Origin of the sequence: Bergeyella porcorum, from assembly GCF_042427575.1 — a bacterium.
Classification (GTDB): Bacteria; Bacteroidota; Bacteroidia; order Flavobacteriales; family Weeksellaceae; genus Bergeyella; species Bergeyella porcorum.
Genome location: NZ_JBHMFD010000013.1, coordinates 33,260 through 48,955, shown reverse-complemented (window position 1 = coordinate 48,955; position 15,696 = coordinate 33,260). Strand labels below are relative to the sequence as shown.

General features: G+C 36.7%; 13 protein-coding genes and 5 tRNA genes. 5 read left to right on the top strand and 13 right to left on the bottom strand.

From position 1 onward, the window contains the following. Positions 1-2 precede the first annotated feature (2 nt). The 3 genes from ACFFUE_RS08340 (at position 3) to ACFFUE_RS08330 (ending at position 3,117) form a co-directional block, all read left to right on the top strand. Positions 3-1,775 (top strand): sensor histidine kinase, encoded by a 1,773-nt coding sequence (locus ACFFUE_RS08340; protein WP_376834375.1) that lies wholly within the window; start codon positions 3-5, stop codon positions 1,773-1,775. A gap of 92 nt (positions 1,776-1,867) precedes the next feature. Beyond that, on the top strand, positions 1,868-2,752 hold the full coding sequence (locus tag ACFFUE_RS08335; protein WP_376834373.1) for a M23 family metallopeptidase: 885 nt from the start codon (positions 1,868-1,870) through the stop codon (positions 2,750-2,752). A gap of 11 nt (positions 2,753-2,763) precedes the next feature. Further along, positions 2,764-3,117 (top strand): arsenate reductase family protein, encoded by a 354-nt coding sequence (locus ACFFUE_RS08330; RefSeq protein WP_376834371.1) that lies wholly within the window; start codon positions 2,764-2,766, stop codon positions 3,115-3,117. A gap of 56 nt (positions 3,118-3,173) precedes the next feature. On the opposite strand, the gene nusG is transcribed toward ACFFUE_RS08330, so the two are convergent. From nusG to rpsU, 10 genes are all read right to left on the bottom strand, one after another. Beyond that, a complete protein-coding gene (gene nusG / locus ACFFUE_RS08325) occupies positions 3,174-3,719 on the bottom strand; it encodes a transcription termination/antitermination protein NusG (protein WP_376834369.1) in 546 nt (181 codons plus the stop codon). A 17-nt stretch (positions 3,720-3,736) separates the two neighbouring features. Further along, positions 3,737-3,943: a preprotein translocase subunit SecE gene (secE, locus tag ACFFUE_RS08320; protein WP_327985165.1), complete on the bottom strand. Its 207-nt coding sequence runs from the start codon at positions 3,941-3,943 to the stop codon at positions 3,737-3,739. Positions 3,944-3,955: 12 nt separating this feature from the next. Then, positions 3,956-4,026 (bottom strand) — tRNA-Trp (locus ACFFUE_RS08315). Between the two features lie 52 nt (positions 4,027-4,078). Beyond that, complete coding sequence (tuf, locus tag ACFFUE_RS08310) at positions 4,079-5,266, bottom strand: elongation factor Tu (protein ID WP_327985166.1); 1,188 nt, start codon at positions 5,264-5,266, stop codon at positions 4,079-4,081. Between the two features lie 248 nt (positions 5,267-5,514). Then, positions 5,515-5,586: transfer RNA gene (locus ACFFUE_RS08305), tRNA-Thr, on the bottom strand. Positions 5,587-5,638: 52 nt separating this feature from the next. After that, a tRNA-Gly gene (locus ACFFUE_RS08300) sits at positions 5,639-5,711 on the bottom strand. An 80-nt stretch (positions 5,712-5,791) separates the two neighbouring features. Further along, positions 5,792-5,872, bottom strand: a tRNA-Tyr gene (locus tag ACFFUE_RS08295). Positions 5,873-5,892: 20 nt separating this feature from the next. Continuing rightward, positions 5,893-5,966: transfer RNA gene (locus ACFFUE_RS08290), tRNA-Thr, on the bottom strand. A 162-nt stretch (positions 5,967-6,128) separates the two neighbouring features. After that, entirely contained in the window at positions 6,129-7,052 is a 924-nt protein-coding gene (locus tag ACFFUE_RS08285) for a tyrosine-type recombinase/integrase (RefSeq protein WP_376834366.1), read from the bottom strand. 80 nt (positions 7,053-7,132) lie between these two features. Next, the gene (rpsU, locus tag ACFFUE_RS08280; protein WP_327985168.1) at positions 7,133-7,330 is read right to left on the bottom strand and encodes a 30S ribosomal protein S21; all 198 of its coding nucleotides are present in this window, start codon (positions 7,328-7,330) and stop codon (positions 7,133-7,135) included. Positions 7,331-7,460: 130 nt separating this feature from the next. Here rpsU and ACFFUE_RS08275 point away from each other — a divergent pair, with 130 nt between their 5' ends. Beyond that, positions 7,461-10,604, top strand: a complete 3,144-nt coding sequence (locus ACFFUE_RS08275) for a UvrD-helicase domain-containing protein (RefSeq protein ID WP_376834363.1) — start codon at positions 7,461-7,463, stop codon at positions 10,602-10,604. A gap of 349 nt (positions 10,605-10,953) precedes the next feature. Next, positions 10,954-11,880: a KilA-N domain-containing protein gene (locus tag ACFFUE_RS08270; protein WP_376834361.1), complete on the top strand. Its 927-nt coding sequence runs from the start codon at positions 10,954-10,956 to the stop codon at positions 11,878-11,880. A gap of 386 nt (positions 11,881-12,266) precedes the next feature. Here the strand turns inward: ACFFUE_RS08270 and ACFFUE_RS08265 are convergent, their stop codons facing one another. From ACFFUE_RS08265 to ACFFUE_RS08255, 3 genes are all read right to left on the bottom strand, one after another. Further along, complete coding sequence (locus ACFFUE_RS08265) at positions 12,267-12,761, bottom strand: hypothetical protein (protein ID WP_376834808.1); 495 nt, start codon at positions 12,759-12,761, stop codon at positions 12,267-12,269. Positions 12,762-13,019: 258 nt separating this feature from the next. Further along, entirely contained in the window at positions 13,020-14,750 is a 1,731-nt protein-coding gene (locus tag ACFFUE_RS08260; RefSeq protein WP_376834359.1) for a hypothetical protein, read from the bottom strand. 543 nt (positions 14,751-15,293) lie between these two features. Next, the gene (locus ACFFUE_RS08255) at positions 15,294-15,545 is read right to left on the bottom strand and encodes a hypothetical protein (RefSeq protein ID WP_376834357.1); all 252 of its coding nucleotides are present in this window, start codon (positions 15,543-15,545) and stop codon (positions 15,294-15,296) included. Between the last annotated feature and the right edge of the window lie 151 nt (positions 15,546-15,696).

The following is a 15,696-nucleotide window of genomic DNA, read 5'->3' as shown; positions in this document are numbered from 1 at the left end:
AAATGAAGGATTCTTTAGACAAATCGGTTTTTTACTCTAGGCTAATTTTCGTGGTAGCTACGGCTCTCATCTTTTTTCTAATGGGGCTTACCTTCAAGCATGTAGAGAAAGTGAATAATAATAATGCTATAGTTACTAAATCTTTTGAACTTTCATTAAGACTAGAAGAGCTCTATTCTAATATTAAGAATCTTGAAACCGAAAGGAGAAATTTCATCCTTACCGAAGATAGGCGATATCAAAGAAATGTGATGCGACTTTCTCGAAAAATAAAACAAGAAATTTCCAATATAGAACCATTAGTAGTAGATGACAATCAGCAATCCAAAAGGTTCAAACGATTGAAAGAACTTGTAGAAAAAGAACTTTCATTGGCTATTCCCGAAGACTTATCAGAAAATATTACCGAAGATGCTATAAAAATTAAACTCTTAGAAGGAAACGAAATAAGGCACCAAATCACTAAGCAAATCTATACGATACTGGATGATGAAAAAATATTACTTTATTCCAAAAAGTCTGATTTATTTCATCTTCAAGAGAACACCCCTGTTTATCTCTACATTCTTGCCACAATATCTCTCACTCTCCTTGCATATGTGTATATAAAAACATACAAGGATATCAAGCAACAGCGATTGGTGATTGACGATTTAAAAAACTCTCGTAAAATTAAAAAACTCTCAGAAATGGTAGGGAGTTATGGCATTTGGACCTATAATATCAGGCAAGAAACATTTTACTTTTCAGATAATTTGTATCGCCTTTTTGGTCTAAAACCTCAAAGTATAACCGCCTGCTTTGATGCTTTGATGACTAATGTGCATCCCGAAGATTACCCTAGCGTAAAACAACAATATACCACTCTACTTTTCGGAACAAGTATGCCCGCTTTCCATTATAGAATCCTCACAGACGAAAACATCCGCCATATACAAGTAATAGGAAAAATAGTGGAGCTAGAAAATGAAGAAAAAATCATATTGGGAGTGATTACCGACATTACAGAGGAATACCTCAATAAAATAATTATAGAAGAAAAAAATGCTAGCCTTGAAGCCAATAATAAAGAATTACAAGCCTTCAACTATGTCGCTAGCCACGATTTACAAGAACCTCTAAGGAAAATAGAGACCTTTTTATCCCGTCTGAAAGATACAGACTATCCTCAGCTTTCCGATAAAGGCAAACAATACACCGATAGAGCTTTGGCTTCTGCTGGAAGAATGAGAAACCTCATAGATGATTTACTTCAATTCTCTCGTTCTACTAGAAGCGATCAAGTTTTTGAAACATCAGATTTTAACAATCTGATGAACAACGCTCTAGAAGAGCTTCAAGATATTACAGCTTCCAAAAACGCTCAGATTAAAGTAGAGAATCTCCCCATAATGAAAGCCATCCCTTTCCAGATTCAGCAGCTGTTCATCAATCTAATTAGTAATTCCCTAAAATATTCTAAAGAGAACATTTCACCAGAAATACATATTTCAGTAGAAAAAATCAATGAATCCAGCGATAAATATATCAAAAGGAAAGAAAAACAAAACTACTATCGATTTACTTTCCAAGATAATGGCATCGGATTTGAGCAGCAATATGCCGATAAAATATTCACCCTCTTCAATAGGCTTCACGGAAAGCAAGAGTACGAAGGCACGGGTATAGGATTGGCCATCTGTAAAAAAATTGTGGAAAATCACAACGGCTATATTTACGCTGAAAGTGAACCACAAAAAGGTACCAAGATGATTGTTCTCCTTCCTGAAAATTAAAATTCATTAAAATATTTTATAAAAGTTTAACATCCTATAATATACGCTAGCTAAGCCTTTTCCGTTTAGATAGCTATATTTTAACCTCTAAAATGAAAAAATTTTTTAATCATAAAAAACGCATCAATACTTTGCTTACCATAATGGCAATTCTCATCTTTGGGCAAGCCATCGTCATTGGTAAATTGTATTCCGAGCAAACCATCAAAAATTATGAGGTGAATCTCGTGAAAATCAATACCGAAAAAGACAGCATCGATTATCTTAAAATGAAATCTCAACTCACTCTCATAGACCATAGTGTAAAACGGCTCAATCATTTTCTATTGACCAAAAATATTGCCGATGAAAAAATACGTTCTCTACAAGAGGATAGCATCAGCAATGCCGTTTATCTAGCCAAAGTGAGCAATAGATACAGCCAATACCTTGTAGATTTACAGCACAAACTACAACAAGTACCATTAGGAATGCCTACTTCGGGATATATTTCTTCAAATTTCGGGAAAAGAATCAACCCCATCCCCGTGCTGAAAGCCACAGAAAAACCTAAGAAAATAGAACCCCAAACGCCAGTAGAAGAAAAAGACAGCTTGGGCAATGTCATCTCAAGAACTGTTGCGAAAGCATCTCCCGCTAAAACTGAAGCTACTACAGAACCTCAAATACAATTTCACAAAGGGGTAGATTTTGCCGTTCCAGTGGGTAGTGATGTGAGAAGCACAGCGATGGGAACCGTGATATTTGCAGGACAAAAAGGAGGTTATGGCAATTGTGTTATCATTTCCCACGGCAATGGCTTAGCAACACTTTACAGGCATCTATCCCAGATTTTAGTGGAAACCAATGATGCTGTGAAAGTGAATCAAATTATCGCTAAAAGTGGTAACTCTGGACGCTCCACAGGTCCTCACCTTCATTATGAAGTTCATAAAAATAATACGCCCGTTAATCCCAAACTGTTTATGAGTCTTTAATATAAAACGAAATGAAAAAAGTATTTTACCTTAAAACTTGCAGCACCAATAAAAAGATTATGGCACCCTATAATTTGGAAGATTGGCAACTGCGAGAGATAAAATCTCAACCCATCACAGAAGAGGAGCTAGAAGCAATGCACCAATTGGCAGGTTCCTACGAAGCATTGTTTAGCCGAAAATCATCACAAATCAAGCAAAGAGGCATTGATGTCAATACCTTAAAAGAGCCCGACTATAAAGCCCTCCTTTTAGACCATTATACCTTTCTAAAACGCCCCGTATTTCTCACCGAAAACCACATTTTCATTGGCAATGATAAAGCCAACCTTGAAAAATTAGAACACTATTTTGATAACGAGTAAAAAAATAAAAAATCCAGATGTAAGAATCTGGATTTTTAATCATTAATATTAAAAGCTTATACAATCTTTTCTACTTGAACATAGCTCAGTTCCATTGGTGTTTTTCTTCCGAAAATCATTACAGAAACCTCTATTTTCTTTTTATCTTCAAAGATTTTCTCTACCGTTCCATTAAAGCCATTGAAAGGTCCATCTATCACCTTCACGCTTTCACCCACTACATAAGGAATTGCCATATCGGTAGCAAACTCTGAAAGTTCATCCATTCTACCTAGCATTCTATCCACCTCAGATTTACGCATTGGCACCGGATCTCCACCTTTAGTTAAACTAAGAAAAGAAATCACGCCAGGAATATTCTTGATGGTGTGAGGCACTTCCCCTGTGAGATTCGCTTCTATCATCAGATAGCCAGGATAGTAAGGTCTTTCTTTTGGAACTTTTTTTCCATTCTTAATCTGAATCACCTTCTCCATTGGGATAACAACCTGTGTAACATATTGCTCAAACCCCAATCTTTGAATTTCGTTCTCGATATAAGATTTCACCTTGTTCTCGTGTCCACTTATGGCCTTCAATACATACCATTTCAAATCACTCATAGCCAAAAAATATAATTTTAGTTGAACAAGTTAATTAACATTACTAAAGCGTTCTCGATAAACTTACTGAATAAAGTATCTACACCGAATAAGAAAATGGCTAAGATAACAGTTGCAACCGATACTACTAATGTAGAAGACTGCAAGTCTGTCCATTTTGGCCATTCTACTCTATCTTTAAACTCGATATAAGATTCTTTTACAAAATCTACAAATGAACTCATAATTTATATTTGCACGGGCACTAGGATTCGAACCCAGATCAACGGTTTTGGAGACCGGTATCCTACCATTGGACGATGCCCGTATAAAAAGTTCCGCAATTCCTTACGGAACTTTTTTATAATTAAAGATTATAATTAATCTAAGATTTCAGTTACCTGACCAGCACCTACTGTTCTACCACCTTCTCTGATCGCAAATCTAAGACCTACGTTAAGAGCGATTGGCTGAAGCAATTCTACTGTAATTGTCAAGTTATCACCAGGCATTACCATCTCTACACCTTCTGGCAAGAAGATTTCACCTGTTACGTCTGTAGTTCTTACGTAGAACTGAGGACGATATTTGTTGTGGAATGGCGTGTGACGTCCACCTTCTTCTTTAGAAAGGATATAAACCTCTGCTTTGAATTTTTTGTGTGGCGTTACAGAACCAGCTTTAGCGATTACCATACCTCTTCTGATATCAGTTTTCTCGATACCTCTAAGAAGTAATCCTACGTTATCACCAGCTTCACCTCTATCCAAGATTTTTCTAAACATCTCTACCCCAGTTACAGTTGAAGTTAATTTCTCTTCACCCATACCTACGATATCTACTGGATCACCAGTATTGATAACACCAGCCTCGATTCTACCAGTTGCTACAGTACCTCTACCTGTAATAGAGAATACGTCTTCGATTGGCATCAAGAATGGCTTATCTTGATCTCTTTCTGGTTGCTCAATCCAAGTATCAACTGCATCCATCAAAGCTTCTACAGTTGCTACCCACTTAGGCTCACCGTTAAGAGCACCAAGAGCAGAACCTTGAATTACTGGAGAGTTATCACCATCGTACTCATAAGAAGAAAGAAGGTCTCTCAATTCAAGCTCTACAAGCTCTAACAATTCTGGATCATCTACCATATCCACTTTGTTCATGAAAACTACTACTCTAGGTACGTTTACCTGACGGCAAAGAAGGATGTGCTCTCTTGTTTGAGGCATAGGTCCATCTGTTGCAGCACATACCAAGATAGCACCGTCCATCTGAGCAGCACCAGTTACCATGTTCTTAACATAGTCGGCGTGACCAGGACAGTCTACGTGAGCATAGTGTCTGTTTTCAGTTTCATATTCAATGTGAGCTGTATTAATAGTAATACCTCTTTCTTTTTCCTCTGGAGCAGAGTCAATAGAAGAGAAATCTTTCTTCTCAGCAAGACCTTTATCTGACAATACTTTAGAGATTGCAGCAGTCAAAGTAGTCTTACCGTGGTCAACGTGACCAATAGTACCAATGTTCAAGTGCGGTTTGCTACGATTAAACGTTTCCTTTGCCATGATTTAAATTATTTGTTTAATTAATTATTCTAAATTTTCGGTGTGCAAATATAATCATTTTTTAATTACCAAAAATATTTTTAACAAAAATTTTCAGCAAATTCATACAAAGCACTCCAAAATATTGTTTCAACTAAGCTGATGCAAAGTTAAACTTTTTTTCTGAATCCCCAAACATCTATTTTCAAAAGCATTTCAGATAAATAAAAAGCCTCGATGAATTCCTATCGAAGCTTTTTTTAAAACTGAGCCAACGATGAGACTTGAACTCACGACCTCTTCCTTACCAAGGAAGCGCTCTACCCCTGAGCTACGTCGGCAACATTAAGATTAAATAAAAAAATCACATCCTTGTTGGTGTGATTTTTTTTGAGCGGAAGACGGGGGTCGAACCCGCGACATTCAGCTTGGAAGGCTGACGCTCTACCAACTGAGCTACTTCCGCATTCTTGTTATTGTTGGTAACGGCTGCAAAATTACAACTTATTTTTTAATTATGCAAATTTATTTTAAAAAAATAAAATGTGGGGAGAGCAGGATTCGAACCTACGAAGCCGAAGCAACTGAGTTACAGTCAGTCCCATTTGACCGCTCTGGAATCTCCCCAATTTTATAATCTTGCAATGAGCCTCCAGAGGGATTCGAACCCACGACCCCGAGATTACAAATCACGTGCTCTGGCCAACTGAGCTATGGAGGCATTAAATTATTTTATTTTATAAAGAACTTCTTTCCGTTTTGCGAGTGCAAATATAGAACGCTTTTTCTGATTACACAAATTATTTTTTCATTTTTTTGAAACTTTTTTCACCAAAAACAGGCTTATCATTGATTTTCAGTCTTTTATTTTTTAAACTTTTTTTTATTTATTTTCGCTACCATTTCCATCCTCTTCTTTTTCTCGCTCATTTTTCCCTGCTCTCGGATGAGCCTGATTGAATATTTTTTTTAGTTGCTCTATATTAGCATCGGTATAAACTTGTGTGGAAGATAAACTGGCGTGCCCTAAAATCGCCTTCACTTTAGAAATTTCAGCCCCTCGATTCAGAATATGCGTTGCAAAACTATGCCTCAAAATATGTGGACTTTTCTTTTCCTTTGCCGTTACCATAGAAAAATAACGATGTACTACTTCATAAATCCACCTCGGATTAAGCTTTTTTCCTCTCTTACTAATAAAAAAATACCCTTCAAAACCCTCCAAAGGCTCTCGATACGCTAGATACGACATCAACTCACTGGTCAATTCCTTAGAAATAGGAATCATCCTCACCTTATTTCCCTTTCCTTTTACTCTAAGTTCATTTTTAGAAAAATCTACATTCTCCATCAGCAAACCACAAAGCTCTGATTTTCTCATTCCCGTTTGATACAGCGTTTCTATCACCAGTTTTTCTAAAAAATAATCTTCCCCCTTATATAGTGACACTTCCTGAAGCCGCCGCATCTCCTCTTCAGAGAAAGGAATTTGCTTCTCTGCATTAAATTTCAGAGTTTGCACGCCTTCCATAGGAGATACAGCAATCTCCTCAATCTTTAGAAGATAGCGATAAAAACTCCGCAGCGTGGAAAGCTTCCTATTAATACTCCGCTTGGCAATCCCTTGCTCACTCAGTTCCATCATAAAATTCCTCACCATCTTTTTTTCTACCTTCAAGAGATTATCTTGCCCCTCGGTTTTCATCAAAAATCCCTGAAAGTCTTTGAGGTCTTTCTCATAGCTGATGAGCGTGTGCTGGGAATACCTTTTTTCCACAGCCATATACTCTATAAACTTCTCTACCATAGCCTATAAAAAAAATCATTTCCCAAATATAAACTATTCGGAAAATGATTTAGTATAAATTTAGATTAAAAAAGAACGACTTATGCTTGTTCTTCTCTGCTTGCTTCTCTTTGTTTATGAGCTGCTTTTGCTACTTTAGCTCTTCTAATTACAGAAGGTTTTGTAAACTGCTGTCTCGCTCTTAATGAACGCACAACGCCAGTTTTATCAAATTTTCTCTTGTATCTTTTAAGTGCTCTGTCGATAGACTCTCCGTCTTTTACTGGAATTATTAACATATTTTACATCTCATTTTTCGGTTGCAAAGATAACAACTTTTTCAAAACTAACAAATTTTCAACCTATTTTTATTCAAAATTTTACACTTCCTACTTTTTACGAGAAAAAAAATGACTAAATTGCAACACTATGCAAAACACGAAACCTTATATCGCCATCAATGCCTCCGCAGGCTCTGGGAAGACTTATGCACTCGTTCAGCGTGTGCTGATGATTTGCCTAAAACACGAGAAACAGCACGATGCCATCCAACATATCTTGGCACTCACCTTTACCAACAAGGCCGCCAATGAAATGAAAGAAAGAATACTGCAATGGCTGAAGAAATTTACGCAGGCAGATTATGCCGATAATCAAGATCTTAAAAATATACAAGAAGCGTTGAAACACCAAGGTACCATCGCAACGATGGAAGATCTTCACCGCCGTTCTCAAAAGGTGTTAGATTATATCTTGCACCACTACTCTACGCTCAACATTGGCACTATTGATAAGTTCAACAGCAAGCTGGTAAGAAGTTTCTCCTATGAGCTGGGACTTCCCCATCAGTTCAATCTTGAAATTCAAAGTGCTCCGTTTCTGATAGAAGCGGTGGACAAAATGCTGGATGAAATTGGGGAAAACGAACAAATCTCCAACGCTTTTCTGGATTTCATCCATTATAATATGGACAATGAGGAGAAAATCAACCTCAGCAATTCCCTTTACCGAAAAGCGAAAACCTTCATCAGCGATATCCACTACGATGAACTAAAAAACAATGCCGAGTTCGACTGGGATGCGTACGAAAAAACCAAATCTCTACTGCGAAACGCCATTGCAGAGCATAAAAAAAACGCCCAAGAACTTACCCAACAATCCATACAACTCATCCAGCAAAATGGATTGGAAGTTTCACATTTCTCTGGGGGCAACAAAAATAGCATTGCAAAATTCTTCTCTGATTGCATCAACTTTTTCAATGGACAGAGAGACAGCTTCCCACTTAATGGCTCCGAAGAAAACTACCGAAAACTAACCGCCTCCAAAGATATAGCGATAAGGAATGCCATAGAATCCATCATTGAACCGCTGATTGAAAACAGAAGAAAAATCATTCAGCATTATATTGCAGCGGAGAAAAAAAACATCATCCTCTCGGAAATTCTCCCTCTAAAAATCAATAAAGAAATACAAGAAAAACTGAACGAAATAGAAAAGGAAAATGATTTGGTGCTACTTTCTAAATTCAACATCCTCATCAATGAAAACCTCAAAAATGAGCCTTCCAATTTCATTTATGAAAAAATAGGAACACGGTACCAGCATTTTTTCTTTGATGAATTTCAGGACACCTCCAAAATGCAATGGCAAAACATCCTCCCTCTGAAAGAGCATACGGTGGCTTCCGAGGGCAGCTCCTTCACTTTGGTGGGCGACCCCAAGCAGAGCATCTACCGTTTCCGCGGTGGCGATAGCGAACTAATGCTTAACATTCTCAATAAAAAAGAAGAGTCTCCCGTAGAAGTCTCCGTGGAAGTCCTTGAAAATAACTGGCGAAGTGCGAAAAATATCGTATCCTTCAACAATGAGCTTTATAAATTCATTTCCAAAGATTTAAGCACAGAGCATCAAGCTTTATTTTCCGATAAAGCCACACAAATCCCCCGAAAGAACATTGCTGGAAGAGTAAAAGTAAACTTAGCTCCTTACTCCCTTGGAAGCAGTGAGTTTTTCGACATTATTGCCCAGCAAATGCACCGCGATATTCAGGCGTGTATAGACCACGGATTTTCATTTTCAGACATTACCATTCTGTGTCGTACTGCCAACGAAATCCAACAGTTTTCTCAGCTTTTAAGCAAAGAAAAAGTACAATACAAAGGCGAGGAAAAACACATCAAAACCATTTCTGAAAAGGGACTTACGCTAGACCTTTCCTACACACTGCAAGCCCTGATAGAATACCTCAACTGGGAAATACAGCCTAAAAATCGCCAGTTTTTGGTAAAAACCCTCTATTATCTTAATGAGCTGGGAAGAATCCAAACCCCTGAATTTTCTGATGCCATCTTACCTCTATTAAAATTGGAACAAGATGGAGAACTCCTTCAAGCGATAAAAGAACAATTTGGACTGAACCTTCGTACCCAAAAACAGCCCGACCTCAATCTATACCATCACATTGAGGTGATTTTATCCGAATTTGCCGTAGAGCACAAGGAAACCGATTTTCTTCTCAACTTCTTAGAAACGCTATACAATTTCACCCAAAATTCAGGACTTACCACAAAAGATTTCATCAAGTTTTGGAACGAGGAAGCCCACAGCATTTCCATACAAGCCAGCGAAAATGTAGATGCCATCCGTATGATGACCATCCACGCTGCCAAAGGACTAGAGTTTCCCGTGGTATTTCTCCCAATGAAAAACAGCAATAAAGATGGTACATTTAACGAATGGTATAGCGTAGATGATTTTGAACATCTGAAATCCATCAACATCAAAGGCTTTAATAAAGATTTGGCTAGTGTAGATGAAGCAATGGCAAAGTTTAACGAAGTGAATACCTATAAGAATAAAATTGACCGCTTTTGCATACAATATGTTGCCACTACACGCCCCGTAGAGCAGCTATTCTTATACCTGCAAAGACCTAGTAAATCTGCCAATCATTTAGAAATTTTTGATTTTGTTCAGCAGAGCAATCCCGAAGATTTAGACGAATTTGACCTCTTCCCAGAAGTTCAAAATTCTTTCCAAAAACAAACGAAAGAAGAAACCAGAGAACGCCACACGATGGATATCCAGTCGCTATCGCAAAAGCAAGAAGCGAAAGACAATATCAAAATTGCTACACCGTCTAAAAGTTATCAAAACACCAATGAACAGGTACGCATTGGGATTTTCGTACACGAAGTTTTAGAGAAAATAAAATCTGAAAAAGATATAGAACCCGTGCTTCAGCAATATCTATTAGAGGGCAGCATTACCCAAGTAGAAAAAGATGCCATCTGGGAACGCCTCCTTCAGGTGGTACGCCACGAGGATTATGCTCAATATTTTGATGAAAACCTTACCATCATCAATGAAAAAGAAATAATGATTTCTGAAAATGGCGACACCGAAACCTTCCGTATAGACCGCCTTGTAAAGATGGATGATGGCTGGTGCATTATAGATTTTAAAACGGGTGCAGAACGAGAAAAACACGAGAAGCAAGTGGATACCTACCGTACCGTTTTGGAACGACTGGGCAAGAAAGTCGCCCGTACAGAGGTAATCTATGTATAAAATGGTATTGCTCTCCAGCTTCTCTTGGTCTTTTAGCAAGTTGAGTAGGTCTGGGACGGCATTTTCCCCGTTCGGAACCTACCCAAATAGGTTCTGAACCTAGTCAACTTTCAAAATAACCAAGAAAATGATGTTGCGAACCATCTTCTGATGGCTCGCAACCTACCCAACTTGCTAAATAACCAAGCCAACTTCGTGAAAGTAAAATATCTCCATTCTATATTATCATATGATATGTATTGAATTAATCAAATTTATAATTAATCATCTCCTAATTATTATAATTACTTCCTACATTTGTATCATTAAGGTTTAAATAATAAAAAAAATCACATTAAATAATCAACCAATGGCTAAGAATCATAAAATAACAGTACAGAATACTGAAATATCTATCACAACTATTAATAATGAAGATTATATTTCCTTAACTGATATGGTTAAGGCTAAAAAAGATGATGTAAGAGCAGCTGATATTATTAAAAACTGGATTAGAAACCGTGGAACCATTGAATTTCTCGGTACTTGGGAAAGTATCCATAACCCCAATTTTAAAGTGGTCGAATTTGACCATTTTAGAAAAGAAGCAGGATTACCCACATTTACAATGAGTGTAATTAATTGGGTTGAAAGCACTAACGCTATTGGCATAATATCCAAGCAAGGCAAATTTGGGGGTACATACGCTCATAAGGATATAGCTTTTGAGTTTGGTTCCGCCATCAGCCCAGCTTTTAAACTTTACATTATAAAAGAGTATCAAAGATTAAAAGAAATTGAAAATAATCAATATGGATTAGAATGGAATGTAAAGAGAATCTTGAGCAAAGCAAATTATCAAATTCATACAGAGGCAGTAAAAAAACACATCATCCCTGAACTAACATATTCTCAAAAAAAAGAATGGATTTATGCAGAAGAAGCAGACCTTCTTAATATCGCTCTATTTGGATGTACAGCAAAACAATGGAGAGAATCTAATCCACAAAGAGCCTTACAAAATGAAAATATCCGCGATATGGCAAGCATCAATGAGTTAGCAATTTTGACAAACTTGGAAAGTTTAAATGCTACACTCATCAAAAATAAGCTCCCCAAAAAAGATAGATTTAGAATTCTTTTAGAAACTGCCAAAGAGCAAAGAGCAACTTTGGATAAAATAGATTACCTAAAATCAATAAAGAAAATATCTGATTCTACTTTTATTGACGCACAAAATAACCTATCAGATCTGGATAAAAATCCGAAAAAAGATTTGGACTCCAATCCAAAATGATAATAATCAAGACCAATAATGCTCTTCTCCTACCCAACTTCCTAAACCACCAAGCCAGCCTCGTATTTCACGAAGCTGGCTTGGTTAATGGTTATTTGCTAAGAAGCTAGAAAGTTAGAGGTTAGATGTTAGAAAAAAGTCTTTTCTCTTTCTTCTTTTTCTCTTTTTTCAAAAAAACTCAAAACTTGAATTTGGTTGATAGTTGCTGGTTGACAGTTGATGGTAAAAACTCAACACTCAAAACTCAGCACTCAAAACTTGAGTTTGGTTGATAGTTGTTGGTTGTCGGTTGATGGTAGTTCCCCCTTCGAGGGTTAGGGGGATGTTCCTTCGGGATAAATCATATCAAAAGTCGGGCTAAAACCCGACTCTATTGATAATTGACATTATAATGTATCATCAGGAGACTCTGGCTTAGCCTGTCGCCTACCTCGGTTGGTAAAAAACTGAGCCAATTCCCTTTGCTTGGCTTCGTACCCTGGTGTAGAGGTTCCTGCCATAAAGTTGGTATAGGCGTAATCTACAAGGGCATCTTGATAGTTATCATAATCGTGAAGGATTCTAGCATTTTTCAGATTTTGCAACAGCGTTTCCACTCTGTCTATAACTGTGGTGAGGTGGATACGGCTGCTAAAATCTTTGTCAAACTCTGCCCAATCTACCTGAGGAGCTTGCAAACTAGGCATACTTTTATGGAAATCATTCACTCTGTTCACAAATAGTTTGTTTTGCTCATTAATGCTTCCATATTTCTTGCGGTCTTCGGGCGTTAGGTTAAGGTTTACCTCTGCCAGTGCGTTCTCTAATGCGGCTAATGTCTCTATCACCGAAGTTACTTTTTCTTCGCTTAGGTGATGGTTTCTTAGATTGTTTAAACTCATTTTGCTATTATTGTACTGATGTAAAATGATTCTTTGTACTTTATACTTTTGTACTATGTACAATGTAAAATGTACAATGATTCTTTATACTTTGTACTTTATACTTTGTACAATGTACTATGTACTACGATTCTTTGTACTTTGTACTTTATACTTTTGTACTATGTAAAATGATACATTATGCATAGTACGAGATATTTTTATCAAGTAAGCAAAAAAAAGCCGTCTTTCACAATAACTGTGAGACGGCTTCTCCTTTTATTTCAAAAGTTTTTCTAGTTTCTCTAAACGAGCTTTCAAGTCTTCGTTTTCTTTTCTCAAAGTTTCGATTTCTTGTGCTTGAGTTTTTAATTCCTCTGCTTGAACTTTGTTGGTTTTATCTTGCTCTATGCTATGAAGATAAAGCTCCTCGATTTTCTCTACATTCGTCAGTTGAGTTTCCATTAAATCTACATAACCTTGAGCTTTAATAGCCGCTGCGGATTTGTAACCTGGCAAGTGTCCGTTGGTTTTCACGAAATCCTCTACTTGGCTTAGAGTTTTAAATGTATAATCGGCCTTGATGGAAGAGTTACCCGTGTAATACTTTTGGAATACATAGTCTGGGAAGATGGTTGCTCCGTTGTAACCCTTTAAACTTGAAGCATAAACCGCTCCTGCATTATCTATTGTTACCGCATTGGTTCTATCTGTTCCATCTGAATTAACAGCCAACTTGATGGTATTAGTTGCTTCATCTCTTGTCCAAAGGCTATTGGTAGTATTTGCCGTATACGCATTGCCTACTTTTAATACACCATTTTCATCAGCATATACCGCTCTATTGCCTACACCGGCCAATGAACTTGATTTAATATTTCCTATTACTTCTAGTTTTTCTGATGGTGATGCAGTTCCTATGCCAATATTACCTTCAGCCTCTATTCTCAATGCATTCTCTATTTTATTAGTATCAAATTGATAGTTATGTTTATTATGCGTTAATTTAAATCTCATACCTCCTATTTCTTCCCTGTTAAAAAATATGGTACCGTAGGTAGAGGTCATACCCGATGATTGAAATCTAATGCCTATTTGTTCATTTATAAATGTACTTCTTCCATCTAAAGTAAGCATTGCTGGTATTTCTCCAGATTGTAGTCCTATTCTTAAGAATCCATTATTTAAGGTCAAAGAAGTAGCACCATGCTCGTAAATACCAAAGTGTTTGTTATCATCATATATTTTTATTTGAAACTGATTTTTATTTTTTGTATCAATGCCTATTTGAGCATCTTCTACCTTATTAGAATCATAATATGTGATTAAATTCTCACCATCTACGGAAGAACTTAACAATCCTATTTTATTTGCTTTATTAGCAACTGTACTAAGAGCATTTTCCCCTATAGTTAGAGTTGACAAAATATCTCCTACATTATCAGAAGTTGCTATCCCTACTCTATGAGGAAGAATAGACATCGTTAAAGCACCTTCTCCTAAACCTCCCGTATAAAATTTATATTTTGCATCTTTTTGATGGATTTGAAAATTTAGACCATTACTTGTAGTTGAATAAATTACAGCATTATTTCCAGAAATCGATGGTGTAGAATGGGTGTAATCCTTTCCTGACAAAGAAAAACCAAGAGTATTTCTTCCAACAGTGGTAGCCTCTCCTGTATTCAATGAAAAATGATTTCTAGAGTTAGTATTAATATTTCTAATATTGAATACTGAAACTAAATCGGATTGACTAAATAAAACATCTACATTGGCTTCAGGATTATCTTTTCCAATCCCTATTTTTCCATTATCCAATACTGTTACCATCTTGGTACCATCAGCATTTTCTAATTCGAAGTTTTTGGTAGTTGCATTGTTACCTGTCTTGGACTTTACGTTAAAAGTCGCACTTGGTGTTTCTGTGTTCACACCTACTTTTCCATCGTACTGGGCGTTAGCATATCCTACTGCCAACATTCCCACAAAAATCAATGATTTTTTCATCTTAAATTGGTTTTAAATTATATATTAAACATTATATTTCCTAAGTTTTGAGTGTTGAGTGCTGAGTTTTGAGTTTTCACCATCAACCGACAACCATCAACTAATTTTCAGTTTTGAGTGTTGAGTTTTGAATCAGCCCCCTGTCCCCCGAAAGGGGCAAAGACGCTAATACTATTATCCTTAGTCTTGAATTGTTCTCCATCAACCATCAACTATCAACTAATTTTCAGTTTTGAGTGTTGAGTTTTTACCATCAACCGACAACCATCAACTATCAACCATTTAAAAAAAGAGGCTAGTCTGATAAAACTTTTAACACACAACTTTATTAACTTTTTAAACACGAACGAAAAAATCATTTTTTTCCTTCTTTTAACGCTCTATCAGTGTGCTAGCCTCTTAGCTTTTTTATAGTTTTGAGTTTTATTTGAAGAAAGAGGAAAGAAGAAAGAGAAAAGACTTTTATCAAGTGCTGAGTTTTTACTATCAACCATCTATCTTTCTAACTTCTTAGCTTTATATCCTTCTAGCTTTTTAACAATTTTAAGTTTTCACAATCAACCGACAACTGTCAACCATCAACCAACTTCGCGTTTCTTGGCATCTTTGCGGTTTCATTTTACCGCAAAGGTCGCAGAGGTTTCGCAAAGCTTCTGTCCATTTCCCCTTATTTCCATCAACTGACAACCACCAAGCAGTGCTTCCCCCTTCGGGGGATAAGGGGATATTCAAGGAAACAAAAAATCCCAATGCAGTTTTCAGAGAAAACCACATTGGGATAGCATTATCGTCCAAAAAATATTTTTTGGACTTATTTTTTATTTCAAAATTATTTTTGTAAAATACGCACAGGCACGCGTTTATACTAAGGTATAGCGACGGTGAGTCTGTGTGTGTGTGTGTGTGTGTGTGTGTGTGTGTGTGTGTGTGTGTGTGTGTGTGTGTG

Excerpts from the sequence above, each read along its gene's own strand:
- ACFFUE_RS08340 (WP_376834375.1), top strand. The coding sequence starts at position 3 with ATGAAGGATTCTTTAGACAAATCGGTTTTTTACTCTAGGCTAATTTTC.
- ACFFUE_RS08335 (WP_376834373.1), top strand. The coding sequence starts at position 1,868 with ATGAAAAAATTTTTTAATCATAAAAAACGCATCAATACTTTGCTTACC.
- ACFFUE_RS08330 (WP_376834371.1), top strand. The coding sequence starts at position 2,764 with ATGAAAAAAGTATTTTACCTTAAAACTTGCAGCACCAATAAAAAGATT.
- nusG (WP_376834369.1), bottom strand. The coding sequence starts at position 3,719 with ATGAGTGATTTGAAATGGTATGTATTGAAGGCCATAAGTGGACACGAG.
- secE (WP_327985165.1), bottom strand. The coding sequence starts at position 3,943 with ATGAGTTCATTTGTAGATTTTGTAAAAGAATCTTATATCGAGTTTAAA.
- tuf (WP_327985166.1), bottom strand. The coding sequence starts at position 5,266 with ATGGCAAAGGAAACGTTTAATCGTAGCAAACCGCACTTGAACATTGGT.
- ACFFUE_RS08285 (WP_376834366.1), bottom strand. The coding sequence starts at position 7,052 with ATGGTAGAGAAGTTTATAGAGTATATGGCTGTGGAAAAAAGGTATTCC.
- rpsU (WP_327985168.1), bottom strand. The coding sequence starts at position 7,330 with ATGTTAATAATTCCAGTAAAAGACGGAGAGTCTATCGACAGAGCACTT.
- ACFFUE_RS08275 (WP_376834363.1), top strand. The coding sequence starts at position 7,461 with ATGCAAAACACGAAACCTTATATCGCCATCAATGCCTCCGCAGGCTCT.
- ACFFUE_RS08270 (WP_376834361.1), top strand. The coding sequence starts at position 10,954 with ATGGCTAAGAATCATAAAATAACAGTACAGAATACTGAAATATCTATC.
- ACFFUE_RS08265 (WP_376834808.1), bottom strand. The coding sequence starts at position 12,761 with ATGAGTTTAAACAATCTAAGAAACCATCACCTAAGCGAAGAAAAAGTA.
- ACFFUE_RS08260 (WP_376834359.1), bottom strand. The coding sequence starts at position 14,750 with ATGAAAAAATCATTGATTTTTGTGGGAATGTTGGCAGTAGGATATGCT.